The following is an 18524-nucleotide window of genomic DNA, read 5'->3' on the forward strand; positions in this document are numbered from 1 at the left end:
TTTAGCAAGGTGCTAGGAGACGGTGAAGGTGAAGGTGTACGGGCGGCGGATCGTCACGCCCGCCGGGCCGGTACTGCTGACCTCCGCCACCGTCGCGGTGTAGGCCCCCGCCGGCAGTGCCGTGCCCGGAGTCCACGACAGGGTCCCGGGCGTCGGCTCGGTGACGGTCCCCGCGACCGGTCCGCCGGGTCCCGTGACCGTCACGGATCCGGTGTAGTCCGTGCCCGACGGTTGCACGTCGCGCTGGAACCTGACGGTCACCGCGGCGGGGGCGGGACCGCTGCTGCCCGCGGCCGGTGTGGTGGTCACGACGAGCGGGTCACGCCAGTACTGGATCGCCAGGTGCGTGTCCGGCGTGCCCGGCTGCCCCCAGGCCGTGGAGGTGTCGTCGACGACCATGGTCCGGGTGATGCCACCGTCCACCGTGACACTGCGGTTGTTGGTGCCGGTGATCGATCCCCATTCCTCCACGGTCTCCCAGGTGCCGCGCGTGTACTTGTACTGGATCTCCGTGCCGTCCAGGACGGTGATCGTGGCTTCCCAGATGCCGTTGCCGCGGTCGGTCATCGGGACCTTGCCGGGATCCCACGGTCCCAGCTCGGTGATGTTTCCGGGCACGTAGAGGGTGGCGTCGGCCGGGGTGCCCGGCGGGGCCAGCACCCGGAAGGTCACCGCGACCGGGCGCAGCGGCACGGTGAGGGAGGCCGGCAGGCTCACCGCGCTGCCGTCGGGGTTCCGGTACGCGAGATGGGCGACCACGTTCTGCGTACGGGGTGAGGCGCCGCTGGGTGTGACGTCGTAAGTGGCGGTGAACGTGCCACCGGGGGCGAGGGAGGCCACGGTGGTGGGTGTCCGCGGGGTGACGACCCAGCCGTCCGGTGCGGTCACGGTGGCCGACACGGCGGTGATCGTGCCCGGGCCCTCGTTGCGGGCGGTCGTCACCAGCGTGCTGGTCGCGCCGGACTGCAGCCCGTCCGGGGCGGTGAAGGTCAGGTCGACGGCCGGCTGCTGGGACACCGTGAGGACGCTGCCGTCGTGCGTGATCACGACCGGGCGCCGGACGGAGGACGCGGGGACCTCCACGGTGAGCAGGTGCTTCGCGGCGTCGTACGTCCAGGGCGCGCGGTGGGCGCCTACCGTGACCAGGTGCGGGCGCGAGACGCCGGCGAACCCGACGGTGTAGCGGCGGGCGGCCGGGGCGCCCGGGTAGCTTCCGCTGACCGGGCCGACGACGAGCGCGGACCGCCGGCCTTCGAGGTAGTGCACGGGGGTTCGGGTGTACTGCCCGTTGCGGTAGCCGAGGCCGTCACCGGCGTCGTCGTACACGGACGTGGCGCCCGAGGCGTGCGGGTACACGGTGAGCTTGAGCAGGTCGCGGGGCTGGGCTGCCACGCTCGCCGCGGCCGGTGCCTGGGCCACGATGCCGCCCGCCCGCACGTACACGGGCATCCGGTCCGGGGTCGCCGCGACCGTGCGGGTCGCCGGCCCGCGGAAGGTGGCGCCGGTGAAGAAGTCGGTCCACGTGCCCGGCGGGAACCAGACCGATGTCGTGGTGCTCAGGCCCGGCTTGGTCACCGGGGCGACCAGCAGCGAGTCCCCGAGGAGGTACTGCGTGTCGTGCCGGTAGGCCTCGGGCTGTTCCGGCCAGTCGAGGTAGAGCGCCCGGGTCATCGGCAGTCCGGTGTCGTAGCTCTGCCGGGCCGCGGTGTAGAGGTACGGCACCAGCGACTCGCGCAGCCGCAGGTAGTCGGCCGCGGCCCCGCTGACGGTGCCGGAGTACTCCCACGGCAGGCGGTCGCCGTGGTCGGAGTGCAGCCGCAGGATCGGCTGGAACGCGCCGAGCTGCACCCAGCGCAGGTAGAGGTCCTCGGGCAGGTGCTTGCCGGCGAAGCTGCCGATGTCGTGGCTGACGTAGGACATGCCGATGCTCGCCTCGGCCGGGGTCATCGCGGCGGCGAAGGCGAGCGTCTCCCAGTCCGGCCGGGTGTCGCCGGTGAAGTGCACGGTGCTGCGGTGCTCGGCCCACGGCCCGGAGCCGCCGACGGTGGTGTACGCGGGGAACGACGCCCCGATCCGCGACAGCGAGAACCCCCGCAGCCCACGCGCGTCCCCGTCCCGCCGGTACAGCTCGTTCACCCAGCTGTCGGCGGTCACCCCGCGCGTGCCGACGGTGCTGTCGTCGCAGCAGTAGTCCAGCCACCACTGCCGTACGCCCTGCTCCTCGAACGGCTGGTGCAGCCCGGTGAAGGCCGCGGCCTGGTCGGGGTCGGTCCAGTCGAAACGGTACGGGTTCGGCGCGAAGCTGCTGCCCGCCGGGGTGAGCTTGCCCTTGGCCCGCGCCTGGGCCTCGGCGAACCGGGGATCGTCGCCGGAGATGGCGGCGTGCACGTTGAGGGTGGCGTTGATGCCCTGCCTCTTCAACCGCGCGAGGAACCCGGCGGGATCGGGGAAGAGGCCGGTGTTCCAGTTCCAGCCGGCCCACGCGTTCGGCGCCTTCCAGTCCGTGTCGACCACCAGCGAGTCCAGGGGCACGTCGTGCTCCCGGAAGGCCGGCAACAGCGCGGTCTCGTAGTCCTCGGTGCTGTACGCCTGGTACTTGGAGAACCAGGTGCCGAACGCCCACTTCGGGGGCAGCACCGACGGCCCGGTGAGCGTCCGCAGGTCCGCCAGCCCGCGCTTGTAGTCGTGCCCGTAGCCGAACAGGTAGCCGTCCTGGTAGGCGCCGGCGCGCTGCGGCCGGGCGGTGACCCAGCCGTCGCCGGTGCGCAGCGCGGTCGCCGTGTCGTCGAGCAGGTACCAGCCGTCGCGGTGCAGCATGCCGGGGTGCAGCGAGATCTGGTCGACCGGCCCGGCCTGCCCGGCGTAGTAGTCGAGGCCCCGGTACCAGCCGCCCAGCGCGTCGGTGCGGGCCGGTGACCCGAAAGCCGGGTGCACGCTCGTCCGCCGGCCGGCGATGGTCAGGTCGAGGGTGGTGTTCGCGGGGGACACCGGCCCGCTGCCGAGGGTGTAGTGCAGCGTCACCGCGCCGGTCCGGATCCGCAGCTCGCCGTTGCGGGTGACGGCGGTGAACCAGGTCCGCCCCGGGTCGCGGTACGTGGCGTTGAAGGTCGGCCGGTCCTCGAACCTGTCGTCGGCGGCGTACTCGAGGCGCAGCATCGTCGCACCGAGCACCTGGACGCGCAGGTGTCCGGCCTGGACGGTCTGCCCATGGATCTCCGGCGCCCGTGGGGCGGCCAGCGCCGTGCCCGGCAGCGCCGTCAGGGTCAGCAGGAGCGTCAGCCACCACGCCGGCGCCCGCCACGTACGCATCGACACGACGTCCTCCCGGTGATGAGCGACACTCCTGTCACGCACTGCAGCCGAGCTTTCGCTCCAAGTGGCATCGATGTCAATACCGGTGTTGTGTTGACAATGGATTGAAATACCGAGGGAATATGGCCCGCGTACATTCTCCCGGGTGATCGTTTCCACTGTTCTCTATGCCGGTACTCTGCTACTTCTGGTCTACTTCGGCTGGTTCGCGGCGTACAACTACGCCTACTCCTTCGCCGCGATGTTTCCGTCGCGGATCCCGACCGTCGTGCCGCGCCCGGGGGCGCGGGTCGCCGTCGTGGTGGTGTCCTTCAACGAGCGTGAGGTCATCGCCGATACCGTGGCCGCCTGCGAGCGACTGTCCTACCCGGGCAAGACCGTCATCGTCGGCGACGACTCGAAGGACCCGGAGACCATCGCGTTGCTGCGCCGGATGGCCGTCGAGCGTGGCTGCCGCCGGGTGACCGGCGCCACATATGGGGAAACCGACGTGGAAGTGTGGGAGTCCGACGGTTTCGTGCTTTTTCACCGCGCCGACAACGTCGGTTTCAAAGCCGGAAATCTGAGCTCGCTCGAGGGCTATCTGCGGGACCGTGGATTCGACTACATGTACCTGCTCGACGCGGACTGGCGCCCGCAGGCCGACGCCGTCGAGCGCTGCCTCGAGGTCATCCAGGCGGACCCCGCGATCGGGTACGTGCAGACGAAGCGCCTCTACCACCACGGCCCCGCCGACCACTTCCAGCGCTGCCTGGCGATCAACGAGGAGGCCTGTTACCTGGTCGACCTCGCCGGCCGGCAGCGCCTCGGTCACATGATCCTCTTCTCGGGCTGCTGCACCCTGTTCGACCTGGGCTCGCTGGAGGCCGTCGGCGGCTTCCAGGCCGGCCACCTCACCGAGGACATCGACCTGTCCAACCGCTTCTACCTGGGCGGATACCGGGGGGTCTACCTGGAGACCGTCGCCAACGTCGGCGAGGTGCCGCCGAACTACAAGGCCTTCCGCCGCCAGCAGGAGCGGTGGGCGATCGGCTCGGCGCGCACCTTCAGGGAGTACCTCGTGCCGGTCCTGCGCTCGCGGCTCGACTGGCGTACCAAGCTGAGCCTGCTGCGCCAGAACGCCTACTACACGGCGGCGCTCGGCATCGAGGTGTCCGTCGCCTGGGGCCTGCTCGCGGCCCTGTGCGCCGGGCTCGGCCTGGTGCGGGGCTGGGCCGGCTCGGCGCTGGCGCTCACGATGGTGGTCGCGCTGTTCAGCGGCGTCCTGCCGCTGATCGTCGCGGCGGTCAAGAAGCGGGCGTGGCTCAACCTGCTCTTCATCCCCGCCGCCTGCTGGATCGCGCTGTCCGTGGTGCACACGTACGCCATCGCGAACATCAAGGGCTTCCGCCGCATGGCCCAGACCTGGTTCGTCACCCCGAAGACCAACCGCCGCAAGAGCCGCGTCCGGGTCCGGGGCGCCCGGCGCATCCGCGCGCTCAGTCTGGTGACCCTCCTGCTCCTGGTGGCGGCCTATGCGACGGTGTACCGGATCGCACCCGGATCCGCCGCGCGTACTCTGATCACGACTTACGCCGTACTGTGGATCCCATCGATGCTCATCGCCTCGTTGAAGAGTTGAGATGGTCGCTCATGAGCCGGACCAAGGCCGGGATTCTTATCGCAACGCTGGTTCTCGCCCTGGCGGGGTGTACCGACGAGGCGCCCACCGCGCCGCAGCCCTCCCGCGCGGCACTGGCCTGGAAGCTAGTGTGGAACGACGAGTTCGAGGGCGGTGCGGGCGGCCGCCCGTCCGCCCGCGACTGGATCCTCAGCACCGGAACCGGCTATCGCGGCGGGGCGAGCCAGTGGGGGACCGGTGAGGTCGAGACCATGACGGACGCCGCCGCGAACGTGCACCTCGACGGCGCGGGGCACCTCGCGATCGTGCCGTTACGGGCCGGCGGCGGTGCCGGGCGCTGGACGTCGGCGCGGGTGGAGTCCCGGCGGACGGACTTCGCCGCCCCGGCCGGCGGCGCGGTGCGGATCGAGGCCTCGCTGCGCATGCCGGACGTCACCGGGCCGCAGGCGGCGGGGTACTGGTCGGCGTTCTGGGCGCTCGGGGAGCCGGCCCGTCCGGTGGCGGCCACCAACTGGCCGCACATCGGCGAGTGGGACATCATGGAGAACGTCAACGGACGCGACTCCGTCTGGCACACGCTGCACTGCGGTACGCCCATCGGCGGCCCGTGCAACGAGACCACCGGCCTCGGCAGCGGCGAGCTGCCCTGCTCCGGCTGCCGGACCGCGTACCACACGTACGCGATCGAGCACGACCGCAGCGTCAGCCCCGAGGAGCTGCGCTGGTACGTGGACGACCGCAACACCTTCACCGTCCGCGCCGACCGCGTCGACCAGGCGACCTGGTCGGCGGCCAACCACCACGGCTTCTTCGTCATCCTGAACGTCGCCATGGGCGGCGCCTTCCCGGCGCCGTTCGGCGGTGGCCCCACGCCGGCGACGAAGCCCGGCGTGCCGATGCTGGTCGACCGGGTCGCGGTGCGGACCGCCGCCGGCCGCGGCTGACCGTAGATCGACAGTTATCTCTGACGTACGGGGGGAACGCAACCGGATCCGCGCCTGACCGAGGAAGGTGGCGCCGATGACCAACGAATCGCCGATGCCCGCGACCCGCACCCCCGACAACATGGACTGGCGGCCGATGCAACGGTCCACCAGGGTCGCCGTGTTCCTGGCTCTGGGCGTGACGCTCTTCTACATGATCTTCCTGCTCAACCCGGCGTACCGGGGCAACACGTGGGTGTGGATCCTCGTGCTCTTCGCCGAGGGCATCACGATCTTCAACGCGCTGGCGATGTGGTGGACGGTCCTGGTTCACACGCCGCAACCCGATCCGCCCGAGGTGTACGCCTGGCGGCGCCGGCTGCTGTCCGGCGACCTGAAGCCGACGATCGACGTGTTCATCACCGTGTACGGCGAACCGATCGACATCGTGCTGGTCACCGTCCGGGCGGCCCGCGACATGACGGTCGAGCACCGGACCTGGATCCTCGACGACGGTGACAGCGACGAGCTGCGCGACGCCGCCGCCCGCGAAGGGGTCGGCTACCTGCGCCGCAAGGAGCACCTGCACGCCAAGGCCGGCAACATCAACGCCGCTCTGCGCCGTACCGATGGGGAGTTCATGGTCATTTTCGACGCCGACCACGTCCCCAGCCCGGACTTCCTGGTCCGCGCACTGCCCCACATGCAGGATCGGGGTGTCGCGTTCGTGCAGACGCCGCAGGCGTTCCCGAGCGCCCGCGGGCTTGTCGCCGAGGGCTCCGCCGAGTCCCAGAAGATCTTCTACGAGCTGGTGCTGCCGGGCCGGAACTACTTCAACGCCGTCTTCTGCGTGGGCACCAACGTCATCTTCCGGCGCGCCGCCCTCGAGCAGATCGGCGGCATGTACGTCGCCAGCAACTCCGAGGACATCTGGACCTCGATCGAGCTTCACCGGCGGGGCTGGCGCTCCTGGTTCATCCCCGAGGTGCTCGCGCGCGGCCTCGCCCCGGACAGCCTGCTGTCGTACTTCAAGCAGCAGTTCCGGTGGGCGTACGGTGCCTTCGAGGTCCTTTTTCGCGGTGGGCTGTTCCGCGTCAAGGGCCTGACCGTCGACCAGCGGTTCCAGTACCTGCTCGCCGGGGTGAACTACCTGCTCTCGCTGGCCGCGCTGATCCTGATGTGCCTGCCGGCCGTCTACCTGCTGTTCGGCCTGAGCCCGATCCGGTCGGACATCAGCACCTGGATCGTCCACTACGCCCCCTTCTACCTGCTCATCGTGCTGGTCACGGTGATGCAGCTCGGGGGGTTCAAGCCCGCCGCGATCGTGACGAGCATGGCCGCCGCGCCGGTGCACGTGAAGGCCCTGGTCATGGCGATCTTCAAGCGCAAGGTGCGGTGGACCGTGACGAACGCCGGTCCCAAGGGTCTGCCCGGCGTGGAGCTCGTCCTGCCGCACGTCGCGTTGTTGCTGCTCAACGCGGTGGCGGTGGCCGTCGGCCTGAGCATGCTGCCGCTGCGCGGCACCGACGTCGCGGCCGTCGGCCTGTCCATCGGCTGGGCCGTCATCTACGTGGTGGTGCTGGGTCGCGTCGTGGCCGAAGCGGTCATCGCCCCGCACGTCATCCGGCAGCGTCTCGAGCGCCGTAAGGCCGGAGCGCTGCTGGCCCGCGCTCTGCCGTGGCCCGCCCGGTCGGACGCCGACGACCAGCTCGTGGTCGCGGCCGTGGAGTCCGCCACCCCGGCCCCGCCGTCCCCGCCCGCCTGAAGGGAGTCGTCATGGTGCAACCGACGGGAACAAGTTCACAGGACAGCGCCGACCCCATCGAGGCCCCCCGCGTGCCGCCCCCGCCGCCTCCCGGAAAGACCCGCGCCCGAGTGCGCAAATGGCGGGCGCGGTTCATCGTGCTCGTACTCCTCGCCGCCGCCGTCGCGCTCTTCCTGCGGATCAGCTCGGCCCGCGCCACCGATGCGGCCCGCATCGACCTCGGGACGGTGACGCTCACCGCCCAGCCGATCCCGGTCGAGGTGGCCCAGGTCGGCCAGGTGACTGCGGTGGCCGTCACGGCGCAGCAGCAGGTCGCCGCCAAGCAGAAGCTCGGCACGATCGCGGTCGCCACGACCGACTCGGACGGTGACCCGAAGACCACCAAAGTGGACGTGACGGCACCGAGTGCCGGGATCGTCGTCGACCTGCCGGTGACCGTCGGCAGCACGATCGGTCCCGGCCAGCCGTTCGTTCGGCTCTACGACCCGGCGCAGGTCCGGTTCGAGACCAAGATACCGCTCGAGGACCTGCCCGACATCGCCCCGAAGATGCAGGCCGTCCTGGAGACCGACGGCATCAACCGCAAGATCCACGCAGTCGTGCAGCGGGTCGTCCCCCGCGTCGGCGACCCCGTGACGACGGTGGCCGACAACCCGCGGGCGATGACGCTGGTGCTGGTACCCGCCACCGCCGACGACGTCCGGGGGCTGGTGCCGGGGCTGCGCTTCACCGGCTACGTCGACACCACCACCGGCGTTCCCGGAACCGCGCGACTGGTGTCGCTGGGAAGGATCTGATCATGGACTTCGACGTCACGGTGGAGATTCCCCGCGGCACCCGCAACAAGTACGAAGTGGACGTGCAGACGCACCGGATCCACCTCGACCGCACGCTGTTCACGGCCACCCAGTACCCGGCCGACTACGGCTTCATCGAGGACACCCTGGCCGGCGACGGCACCCCGCTCGACGCCATCGTGCTCGTCCAGGAGCCGACGTTCCCGGGCTGCCTGGTCCTCAGCCGGGCGATCGGGCTGTTCCTGATGCGCGACGAACAGGGCCCGACGCCCAAGGTGCTGTGCGTACCCACCGCCGACCATCGGCTCGTCCACCTTCAGGACATCACCGACCTGGACCGCTACCTGCTCCTCGAGATCAAGCACTTCTTCGAGGTGTACAAGGCGGTCGAGCCCGGCAAGAGCGTCCACATAAACGACGAGCCGTGGGCCGGCCGGTCCGAGGCGGAGGCCGAGATCGTGCGGTCGTTCGAGCGGGCGCGGGCGGGCGGCGGGCCGGTGCGGCCCGCCGCCCTGCCGTGAGGCGTCACGGCTGCCGGACGATGCTCTGGCCCGGGTCGACGGCCACCGTCGCGACGATCTCGCCGTTCCTGCGGAACGTCACCTGCCGGCGGGCCGCCGTCGGGTTGGTGGCCATCAGGCGCGGATGGTCCGCGTCACCGAAGGCCAGACCGTACGGGCCGTCCGCCACCACCGCGGGCTGCGGCGGACCGTACGCGTCCAGCATCTCGATCCAGTAGCGGACCATCGCGCGGCTGGTGCTCTCCTCCCGCGGCAGCTGCGGCGTGAGCCGGCGTCTGGCCGCCGCGGGATCGGCCACGGCGAGGTCTGCCGCGAACAGGTCACCCCACGCGCGCGGCTTCCCGCCGACGTCCCGGGCCAGCTCGGCCGACCTCGCCGCCGCCCGCTCGGGATTCGCGCGGTACAACGAGCCGAACGTGAGCGGCAGCAGCTGGATGCCCAGGATGGACTCCGGTTTCGGGTCGAACCACGTGGCGTAGTCGATCTTGGAGTCCCAGACGATGCCGGCGCCGGTGTGGGCGTACCCGGCCGGCCGCTGCCCCTCCTCGCCGAGCCAGTAGCGGCGGGCGGTCGCCGCCTCCAGCGCGTAGTGCGTGACACCGTACGTCGTCAGCTGCGCGTCGCCCGACACGATGCCCCAGCGGGTCACCGCCTCCCACGCCGCGACCGCCTCGCTGGACGACTCCTGGTTGTTGCCGTCGGCGAAGGGGGCGAACCCCGACGCCGCCGAGTGCCCGAGGTACGCGTTGAACGCCCGGAACGGCGGGAACCCGTCCGCGCCCTCGCCGGCCAGGGAGCCGCTGTAGTCGCGTACCACCAGGTCGACGGCGCCGCCGTAGTCGCGCAGGAACGCCGGGTCGGCCTCCGCGAGCACCGCTGCCGCGCGGACCAGATGCCCGTACTGGAAGTGGTGGTCGTTGTAGTCGCCGCTGCCGAACTCCGCGGGCACGGCGATGAGCCCGCCCCAGACGCGGTCGTAGGCGAAGTAGCGGACGTCGCCGGGGCCGCTGTACGTCAGCCAGTCGACCAGTCCCGCCCGCAGGCGCTTGAGGGCGGCCTGCTGCTGGTCCGGCGCACCGATGGCCTTGGCGACCTCCGCGACCGTGGCCAGGCGTGCCAGCTCCTTGAGGCCGAAGTAGCTGCCCCCGTTCGCCGGTGCGGGCTTGTCGGCCAGATCCTTGTCCAGGTCGGCGAGCACGGCGGCGCGGGCCGTGCGCGTCAGCGGGAGCATGGGCGCCTCGGTGACGAGACCGGGCATCGGGACCCGGACCCGGACGTCGAGGCTGCGCGCCACCGACAGGGACCCGCGGGCGTCGGGGTAGCTGCCCTTCAGCGGTTCCAGGCCTCCGCCGGGCACGAGCCCGGCCTGCTGGTGCGGCAGCAGCGCCCAGATCCCGGGCTTGCCGGACCGGCGTTCGGCGCGGAGGGTCTGCGTGACCGTGCCGGTCGTCCCGTCGTACGCCATGTTGGCGGTGCTGCGGATCACGGGGTCACCGGCGGCGTCCGCCAGCGCCCCCGTCCACTGGGCGTCGTCCGCGCCGTCGGGCACCCGGGCCACCACGATCGCGTTGTGGCCCGGCCGGTCGACGGTGAGCCGGTCACCCTCCTGGCGCCAGCCCGCGCCGTCCTGGGCCTGGACGTCCCAGCGCTGCCCCGCGACGGTGAGCTGGGCCAGCGGTCCCGTGCCGCCGACCCGCCGGACCGGCCCACCGGCCGTCAGCGACGGGGTGGCGTCGCGGAAGGTGAGGTACAGCAGGGGGCTGCCCTGCACCAGGGTGGCCTCCATGGTGCCGCCGCCGCGAAGCTCCGCGGTGAGGACGACGTGGAAGGCGCCGTACCCGGTGACCCGCAGCGAGGAGATCGCCCCGCCCGCGCTCAGCGCCGGTTGGAACGGCGTGACCACCGCCCGCGCCGATGCGGCCGGGGCGGCCGCGCTGACCGCCAGCCCGGCGGCGGTGTTCTTGAGCGCCAGCGGGTGGGCCCAGATCGGCTGGGAGAGCGGGCCGGTCAGGGCGGAGCTCCACCACTGGTTGGTGGGCAGCGCCTGCCCGGCCAGCGGCTTGCCGGCCTGCACCGGGGTCTTCTGCGGGCCCGCGGTGGCCGGCAGGGCGTCGGCGAGGCGCGCCTTGCCGCCCGGCGCCGGACGCCCCACGAGGGTCGTGGCGGCGCCCTCGGTGAGGGCCCCGGACACCGGGGGAGCGGGGTCGGGCACGGTGCGGTCGGAGCCGGCTCCCGGCTCGCACGCGGCGGTGAGCAGGACGGCCGGGACACATGCGGCGGTCATGATCCGCCGGAGGCGGGCCATCATCCGGCACCGTTCACCGCGGGGGTCCTGCCCACCGCGGTCTTGGTGTCGATGTCCGCGGTGAACCGCAGGCCGGGAACCAGGGCGCTCACCGTGTCGACGGCGTCGGTACGGGGGACCAGCACGACCGTGAGCTGCTCGTGCGTCGCCTTCTGGTCCTCGGTCAGCGGGGCGTCCAGGAGCGGGTCCGGGCCGATCCGGGCCTCGACGTGATCCACGACGGCCGCGACGGGCCGGGTGAGGCCAGGACCGGTGATCCGCGCTGCCATCCCGAGCCGCAGCTCGCGCAGCTGCTCCTCGGTGGCCTTGGCGTGGAAGCTCAGCTTCGTGTGGTCGTACAGGGTGACGACGGGCTCACCCGCGCCCACCACGCCGCCGACCGCGACGTCGACCTTGGACACTGTGCCGGGTGTCGGTGCCTGCAGGACCTCCACCGCCGACTTCTGCCGGGTGGACCGCTCGGGCTGTTCGGCCAGCCGTACCCGGGCCAGCTCCTGGCCTGCGGCGACCCGGGTCTGCTCGGACACGAGGACCTCGGTGACCACGCCCGAGCCGGTGGCGCCGACCGGGAGCGCGTCGGCGGTCAGCACCGCGTCCTCGAGCGTCACGAACGCGCTCTCGGCGAGCCGGTGGCTGACCACATAGGTTCCTCCGGCGGCGGCGCCGGCGAGCAGGACGACGGTGACGAGGAAGGTTCGGACCGCGGGCATCCTCGACCGCACGGTGCGCCGGCCACCTCCCGGCGGTGCCGGCTCCGCGGTCACGGGCGGCATCGGGGCGAGCGGCTGGGGCGATGGTTCACGATGGTCGTGCTCGACCACACTGGTCATGACGGTCATCCTTTGAACGGCGGAACAGGTCCGATGGGTGGTGCGGTCAGCGGGCGGCGGCCGTCGCGGGCGCGTTCTCGCGCGCGGCGACCGGCGCCGGGGGCTCGTCCTCGCGGCCGGTGACCGACTCGACGATGATCCGGCCCAGGATGAGCACGATCATCGAGGCCCAGGCGACGGAGAGCCAGGTCGGCGCCGGGTCGGCCATCACGACGAGACCGACGACGATGCCGGTCACGTTGAGCACGACGAGGGCGAGCTGCGGCATCACAGCCCAGAGCGACCGGGTGCCGGTGCCGGCCTGGTTCGTGACGCTCCACTTCGCCGACTTGCGGCGCAGCGTCGCCCAGAACGCCCGCGCGTGCACCGGCGCGGCGCCGATGCTGGCGACGATCGCGGAGCCCTTGAACCCGCCGGACTGCAGCCAGGTGACGACCAGCACCATGATCTGGAACGGCACGTAGTGCGTCGCCCAGGTGATGCCGTCGGCCCGGATCGGGCTGAGGGCGAACAGCAGGTACAGCGCCGGCAGCACCATGAACGTCAGCATCGCCAGCGACAGCAGGTAGTGCGTGCCGACGAAGAGGTACTGCAGCCGCTGGTCGATCGTCAGCCCGTTCCCGCGCCGGAACAGGCCACCGCGCAGGACCACCTCGAATCCGCCGCTCGCCCAGCGGAGCTGCTGCTTCAGGTACGACGTGACGTCCGTGGGCGCCAGTCCCCGGGCGAGCACCTGCGGGACGTAGATCGACTTCCAGCCGCGCCGGTGCAGCTCCAGCGAGGTCCAGATGTCCTCGGAGTTGCTGCCGGTCGCGATGCCGCCGATCTCCTCGAGGGCGGCACGCCGGAACATGACGTTCGTGCCGACGCAGAACGCGGCGTTGAAGTGGTTCTTCCCCGGGCACACCAGCTCGTAGAAGATGCGCTGCGCCTCCGAGGTGCCGGTGGAGACGAGGTTCGTCCGGTTGGTGTACGACTGCGGCGACTGGACGAACGCCACGTCGGGGTCCTCGAAGTGCGGCAGGATCTGCAGCAGGAACGTCGGCTCCGGCACGTGGTCGGCGTCGAGGATGACGACGAACTCGCCGGCCGTGCGGGCCAGCGCCGCGTTGACGTTGCCCGCCTTGGCGTGCAGGCCGCCGTCGCGCCGCAGGTAGCCCACGCCCTCGTCGGCGCAGATGTCGCGCAGCACGTCGCTGTCGCCGTCGTCGAGCACCCAGGTGTGGTGCGGGAGGACCATGTCGCGAGCGGCGCGCAGCGTCGTGCGGACCAGCTCCGGCGCTTCGCCGTAGGCCGTGATGAAGACGTCGATGCCGGGCACGTCGGCGCCGGCGCGCAGCCGGTTGCGCCGCACCGTCACGTTCACGGGCTCGTCGCGGTTGTCGTGGGCCAGGATCGTCCACCACGTCCCGATGGCGTGGATGGCGGTCAGGCCCTCGGCCAGCAGCATCGCGGCCCAGAGCCAGACCGGCCCGCGATACTGCGGGTCCAGCAGGAAGCTCTGGTAGAACAGCGTCGCCAGCAGCGCCCCGAAGATGGCGATCCGGGTGGACCGCTGCAGCGGCCGCCAGGCCTGCCGCTGCGCTGCGGCCGCTGTGCGGGTCGGGGGATCAGTGGTCGGCATGGTGGCTCCAAAGAGGGTTCCACAGGCGCGAGGTCAGGACAGGGCGATCGCCCCCGCTGCGATCGCCGGCGCCCCGCGGCATTGCGGGGGCATTCGATCGATGTTTCTCCGTGGTAAAAACGGCGATCATCGTGGCGTGATGAGCTGCCGGCAGCGGCACCGGAAAAACGTTAGGGGTAGACGGCGGTCATTGCAAATGAGGTGACCCGGGACACGTACGGGCCCGGAAACGCTCTTGTATCGGGGCGTAAATCCGATGTTCATCACACGTCGCCGCGGGCGCGCCGCCTCCTCGGTTCAGCGGCAGTTCAGAGCGTTGTCGACGGCGGGACGCGATATTCGTCACGGTGCGCCGGAGACGTGGATTTCAAGAATCGGAAGCATGTTTCCGCTATCGATTCGTTGCACCATCCGAAACTCGCACCCCGCCGACCGCCGGAGGGTCGCCGGCTGAGTACATTGGCGCGGCGATGCCGATTGCGGCGTTACTCCTCGAACCCTTGAGCCAGTAAGGTGACCGGCGCATGACCTCAATGCGAAATCTGCATTCTCCATCCGGCCGGCGGCGGGTTGCCCGATGAGCGCGCCGGACGCGGCGGCGTACCGGCCGACGCTGGAGGAGGTCGCCCGGCGGGCCGGCGTGTCCAGGGCCACGGCCTCCCGCGTCGTCAACGGCTCGATGAAGGTCGACGCCGACATGCGGGAGAGGGTGCTGCAAGCCGTCGCGGAGCTCGGGTACGTGCCGAACCGGGCGGCGCGCAGCCTCGTCACCCAGCGGACCGACTCGTACGCGCTCGTGCTGACCGAGTCGGCCGGCCAGACCTTCTCCGACAGCACCTTCTTCCCCACGCTCGTGCAGGGGGTGAGCCAGGAGCTGGACGCGGCCGGCAAGGAGATGGTCCTGGAGGTCATGAACTCCCAGCACAGCCTGGACCGCATCCGGCGCCGCCTCGCCGCCGGTCACGTCGACGGCGCGCTGGTGGCGTCCGCCTCGGGAACGGACCCGTTGACCCGTACGCTCGCCCGGATGGGTGTTCCGGTCGTGACCAACGGACGTCCGAACGGCACCCGGCCCGTGCCCTACGTGGACGTCGCCAACGTCGACGGTGCCCGGCTGGCCGTACGCCGGCTGCTCGAGTCGGGGCGGCAGCGGGTGGCCACGATCGCGGGCTCGCAGCGCAGCGCGGGCGGCGTCGACCGCCTGACCGGCTACCGCATCGAGATCAAGGACCGCGGGCGCCGGCCCATCGAGGCCGTGGGCGACTTCACCCGGGAGTCCGGCGCGGCGGGGATGGCGCGGTTGCTGGCGGAGGACCCCCGGCTCGACGCGGTGTTCGTAGCCTCCGACCTGATGGCCAACGGCGCGCTGCGCACCCTGCGCCGCTCCGGCCGGCGGGTGCCGGACGACGTCGCGGTCATCGGCTTCGACGACACCGCGATGGCCTGGTACGCGGACCCCGCCCTCACCACGGTGCACCAGCCCATCCTGGACATCGGCCGGACGATGGCGCGCCAGGTGCTGCGCCTGGCGGCCGGTGAGGCCGTCGAACCGGCGGTCGTGCTCGCCGCCGAGCTGGTGGTCCGCGAGTCGGCCTGACGAAACTTCCTTAGTTTCCTCGATCGCGGACCCCGGCCCACCCGCATCGCTCTACTCTGACTGCGGTTCGCGGTTTGCCCAACTATGTCTGACAATTTTTGCGCCGCGTAGGCGGGAAGGGTGGCGTCCCGATGCCGGAGTTCCCTGGTGTGCTGGCGCGCCGCACCTTGTTGCGGGCGGCTGCGGGGGGTGCCTTCGCCGCGTCCGCGTACCCGCTCCTCGCCGGGTGTGACAACGGATCCGGAGCGGCCGCGGCCGCCGACTACTTCGGCGAGCCCGCGGCCCGTCCCCTCGACGTCGTCATCTTCAACGGAGGTTTCGGCGAGGACTACGCCAAGGCGCACGAGGCGATGTTCGTGGAGCGGCACCCGGGCGCCAAGGTCAAGCACACGGCGACCAAGACGATCCGCGACGACCTGGATCCGCGGTTCCTGCACGGTACGCCGCCCGACGTGATGAACAACGACGGCGCGAACGCCTTCGTGCTCGGCACGCTCGTCAACGAGGGCGTCCTGTGCGATCTGACGGAGCTGCTGGAGGCGCCGAGTCTGGACGACCCGGCCGCGAAGGTCGGCGACGCCCTGCTGCCCGGGACGGTCACCGCCGGCACCTTCAACGGCCGGCTGTACTCGCTGAACTATGCGCTGACCGTCTTCGGCCTGTTCCGCGACGCGGCGCTGTGGGACCGCCAGGGCTGGCAGCCGCCGAAGACCTGGGACGAGTTCCTGGCGCTGGCACCCAAGATGAAGGCCGCCGGGGTGGCGCCGTGGGCGCACGCGGGCCAGTACCCGTACTACATGGGCTGGCCGATCGCCGACTGGATCCAGAAGATCGGCGGGCGGGAGGCCGCGTTGCGGATCGACAACCTGGAGCCGGGCGCCTGGCGCCAGGACGCGGTCCGGACCGCGATCTCCATGGTCATCGAGATGGTCCGCAAGGGCTACGTGCTGCCCGGCAGCGACAAGCTCTCCCACACCGAGTCCCAGCAGGCGCTGATCGACGGCAAGGCCGCCATCCTGCCGTGCGGCACCTGGCTGGAGAACGAGATGAAGGAGACCCTGCCCGCCGAGGTGAAGCTGACCATCGCCCCGGTGTGGAGTGCGAGCGCCGGCGACAAGATGCCGTACGAGACGGTGCGTGCCTCGGCGGCCGGCGCGTTCGTCGTGCCGACCAAGGCGGCCAACAAGGCCGGCGGCCTGGAGTACCTGCGCATCATGCTCTCGCGCCCGGCCGCGCGGAAGTTCTCCGAGCTGACCCGGTCACTGTCCTGTGTCGCCGGCGCGGCGGACGCCGTGACCGGCTCCGCGGGGCTGTCCTCGGCCGCGGCGGTCATGAAGCAGGCCGGTCCGAACACCATCAGCTGGCGGTTCAACGACTGGTACGGCGACCTGGACAAGGCCTGGCAGGCCGCCATCGCCGAGGTGATGTCGGGCGCGATCACCAAGCCGGAGGACTTCTCCGCCCGGCTTCAGCGGGCGGCCGACGACGTCGCCAAGGATTCCTCCATCACCAAGTACACCCGGGACGAATAGCCTGGAGGTCACGTGCGCCATTTCAAGCGCCCCAGCAGGCGGGCCACCGCGCCGACCCCGGCGCGGGGTCGCTGGCGTTGGACCATCGGCCGGCGGCTGATCGCGGGATTCGCGGTAGCGCTGGTGCTGCTGGCCGCGGTCGGCGGCGTCTCCTACTACAACACCAGACGCCTGCTCTCCAACGAGGACGCTGTGACGCATGCCCGCGGCGTGATGGACGACCTGCAGACACTGGGTGTGACGCTGGCCCAGGCCGAGAACGGCGAACGCGGCTACCTCATCACCGACGACAAGGGCGCGCTGGCGCCGTTCGACGCGGCGCGCCGGTCGGTCGACCAGGTCATCGGCCGGGTCACCGCCTCGACCCGGTCGGACCCGGTCCAGCGGGACCTTCTCCGCGAGCTGCGTCCGCTGGTCGACGCCCGGTTCGCGCTCATGTCACGGATCATCGAGGCCCGCCGCAGCCAGGGCTTCGCCGCCGCGAGCGCGCTGGAGTCCACGGACCTGGGCCGGCGCCTGATGGGCGGCGTGCAGACCGTCGTGGACAAGATGCTGGCCGCGCAGCGACAGGTGGTGGCTCAGAAGCAGGATGCCTCGGAGGCGGCCGCGACCGCCACGGCCTCGGTCGTCCTCGGCGGCACCGCGCTCGCCGTCGTGTCGCTCGTGCTTCTGGCGCTCTGGCTGACCCGCGGCATCACCACTCCGATCAACGAGCTGTCGCATCGCATCGACGAGATCGCCAACGGGGACGGGGACCTGACCCGGCGGGTGGACGAGTCCCGCCGGGACGAGGTGGGCGATCTCGCCCGCCGGTTCAACCGCTTCGTCGACGGCATCGCCCGCCTGGTCCGGGAGATCGCGGAGTCGGCGACGAGCGCGGCGGCCGCTGCGCAGGAGCTGTCCACTGTGAGCAACGAGATGTCGCTCAGCGCCCGGCAGGCGCACGAGGAGGCGGAGGCGGCGGCTGCCGCCGCCGAGGAGGTGTCGCGCAACGTGCACACGGTCGCCGACGGCACCGAGGAGATGACCGCCTCCGTGAGCGACATCGCCCGCAGCGCCGCCGAAGCGAGCACGGCCGGCAGCATGGCCGTCGACCGGTCGGAGGACGCGACGGCAACGGTGACGCGGCTCGGGGAGTCGTCCGCGGCGATCACCGACGTCGTGGCGATCATCAACGCCATCGCCGAGCAGACCAACCTCCTCGCGCTCAACGCCACCATCGAGGCCGCCCGGGCCGGCGAGGCCGGCCGGGGCTTCGGGATCGTCGCGGGGGAGGTCAAGGAGCTGGCCCAGGAGACCGCGAAGGCGACGGAGGACATCACCCGGCGGATCACCGCGATCCAGGACGAGGTCCAGCGCGCGGTCTCGGCCATCTCGGCGACGGGCGAGGTCATCGGCGAGGTGAACAAGCACCAGGGCACCATCGCCGACGCGGTGCAGGCGCAGAGCAGCACCACCTCCGGGATGGGCCGCCACATCACCGAGGCGGCCGCGGGCACCGGGCGCATCGCCGGCAACGTCCGCCTGATCGCGCAGACCACCCAGGTGACCGCCGAGGGCATCGGCCAGGTACGGTCGTCCGCCGACGAGCTGGCCCTGGTCTCGGAGCGCCTGCAGACGCTGGTCGGCCGCTTCAGGGTGGGCGCCGACGCCGCGCACTGAGCTCCCGCCCGCGGGCCCCGGCGGGAAGGGAGAGC

At 71.5% G+C, this 18524-nt stretch carries 12 protein-coding genes; 8 read left to right on the forward strand and 4 right to left on the reverse strand.

What is annotated here, in order from left to right:
- Positions 1-12: 12 nt before the first annotated feature.
- On the reverse strand, positions 13-3309 hold the full coding sequence (locus tag AB0J80_RS29385) for a TIM-barrel domain-containing protein (RefSeq protein WP_364711337.1): 3297 nt from the start codon (positions 3307-3309) through the stop codon (positions 13-15).
- Positions 3310-3457: 148 nt separating this feature from the next.
- On the opposite strand from AB0J80_RS29385, the gene AB0J80_RS29390 reads away from it, so the two are divergent.
- The 5 genes from AB0J80_RS29390 to AB0J80_RS29410 all read left to right on the forward strand — a co-directional run bounded on the left by AB0J80_RS29390 (position 3458) and on the right by AB0J80_RS29410 (position 8939).
- Positions 3458-4933, forward strand: a complete 1476-nt coding sequence (locus AB0J80_RS29390) for a glycosyltransferase family 2 protein (protein WP_364711227.1) — start codon at positions 3458-3460, stop codon at positions 4931-4933.
- Positions 4934-4944: 11 nt separating this feature from the next.
- Positions 4945-5877 (forward strand): glycoside hydrolase family 16 protein, encoded by a 933-nt coding sequence (locus AB0J80_RS29395; protein ID WP_364711230.1) that lies wholly within the window; start codon positions 4945-4947, stop codon positions 5875-5877.
- A 76-nt stretch (positions 5878-5953) separates the two neighbouring features.
- The gene (locus tag AB0J80_RS29400) at positions 5954-7621 is read left to right on the forward strand and encodes a glycosyltransferase family 2 protein (RefSeq protein WP_364711233.1); all 1668 of its coding nucleotides are present in this window, start codon (positions 5954-5956) and stop codon (positions 7619-7621) included.
- A gap of 11 nt (positions 7622-7632) precedes the next feature.
- Positions 7633-8418, forward strand: a complete 786-nt coding sequence (locus tag AB0J80_RS29405; RefSeq protein ID WP_364711236.1) for an HlyD family efflux transporter periplasmic adaptor subunit — start codon at positions 7633-7635, stop codon at positions 8416-8418.
- Positions 8419-8420: 2 nt separating this feature from the next.
- Positions 8421-8939 (forward strand): inorganic diphosphatase, encoded by a 519-nt coding sequence (locus tag AB0J80_RS29410; protein ID WP_364711239.1) that lies wholly within the window; start codon positions 8421-8423, stop codon positions 8937-8939.
- Between the two features lie 4 nt (positions 8940-8943).
- Here the strand turns inward: AB0J80_RS29410 and AB0J80_RS29415 are convergent, their stop codons facing one another.
- From AB0J80_RS29415 to AB0J80_RS29425, 3 genes are read right to left on the reverse strand one after another with little or no spacing between them, the layout of a single operon-like run.
- A complete protein-coding gene (locus AB0J80_RS29415) occupies positions 8944-11244 on the reverse strand; it encodes a glycosyl hydrolase (RefSeq protein WP_364711242.1) in 2301 nt (766 codons plus the stop codon).
- Positions 11244-12074 carry an HlyD family efflux transporter periplasmic adaptor subunit gene (locus AB0J80_RS29420; RefSeq protein ID WP_364711245.1) on the reverse strand — a complete coding sequence of 277 codons (831 nt, stop codon included), beginning with the start codon at positions 12072-12074 and terminating at the stop codon, positions 11244-11246. Before AB0J80_RS29420 ends, AB0J80_RS29415 begins: the two co-directional genes overlap by 1 nt.
- Before the next feature lie 46 nt (positions 12075-12120).
- Positions 12121-13698 (reverse strand): glycosyltransferase family 2 protein, encoded by a 1578-nt coding sequence (locus AB0J80_RS29425; protein ID WP_364711247.1) that lies wholly within the window; start codon positions 13696-13698, stop codon positions 12121-12123.
- A gap of 577 nt (positions 13699-14275) precedes the next feature.
- Between AB0J80_RS29425 and AB0J80_RS29430 the strand changes: the two genes are divergently transcribed.
- The 3 genes from AB0J80_RS29430 to AB0J80_RS29440 all read left to right on the forward strand — a co-directional run bounded on the left by AB0J80_RS29430 (position 14276) and on the right by AB0J80_RS29440 (position 18489).
- On the forward strand, positions 14276-15295 hold the full coding sequence (locus AB0J80_RS29430; protein ID WP_364711250.1) for a LacI family DNA-binding transcriptional regulator: 1020 nt from the start codon (positions 14276-14278) through the stop codon (positions 15293-15295).
- A gap of 131 nt (positions 15296-15426) precedes the next feature.
- The gene (ngcE, locus tag AB0J80_RS29435) at positions 15427-16827 is read left to right on the forward strand and encodes an N-acetylglucosamine/diacetylchitobiose ABC transporter substrate-binding protein (RefSeq protein WP_364711253.1); all 1401 of its coding nucleotides are present in this window, start codon (positions 15427-15429) and stop codon (positions 16825-16827) included.
- 12 nt (positions 16828-16839) lie between these two features.
- Entirely contained in the window at positions 16840-18489 is a 1650-nt protein-coding gene (locus AB0J80_RS29440; protein WP_364711255.1) for a methyl-accepting chemotaxis protein, read from the forward strand.
- The last annotated feature ends 35 nt before the right edge of the window (positions 18490-18524 follow it).

Source organism: Actinoplanes sp. NPDC049548, assembly GCF_040676695.1.
Classification (GTDB): domain Bacteria; phylum Actinomycetota; class Actinomycetes; order Mycobacteriales; family Micromonosporaceae; genus Actinoplanes.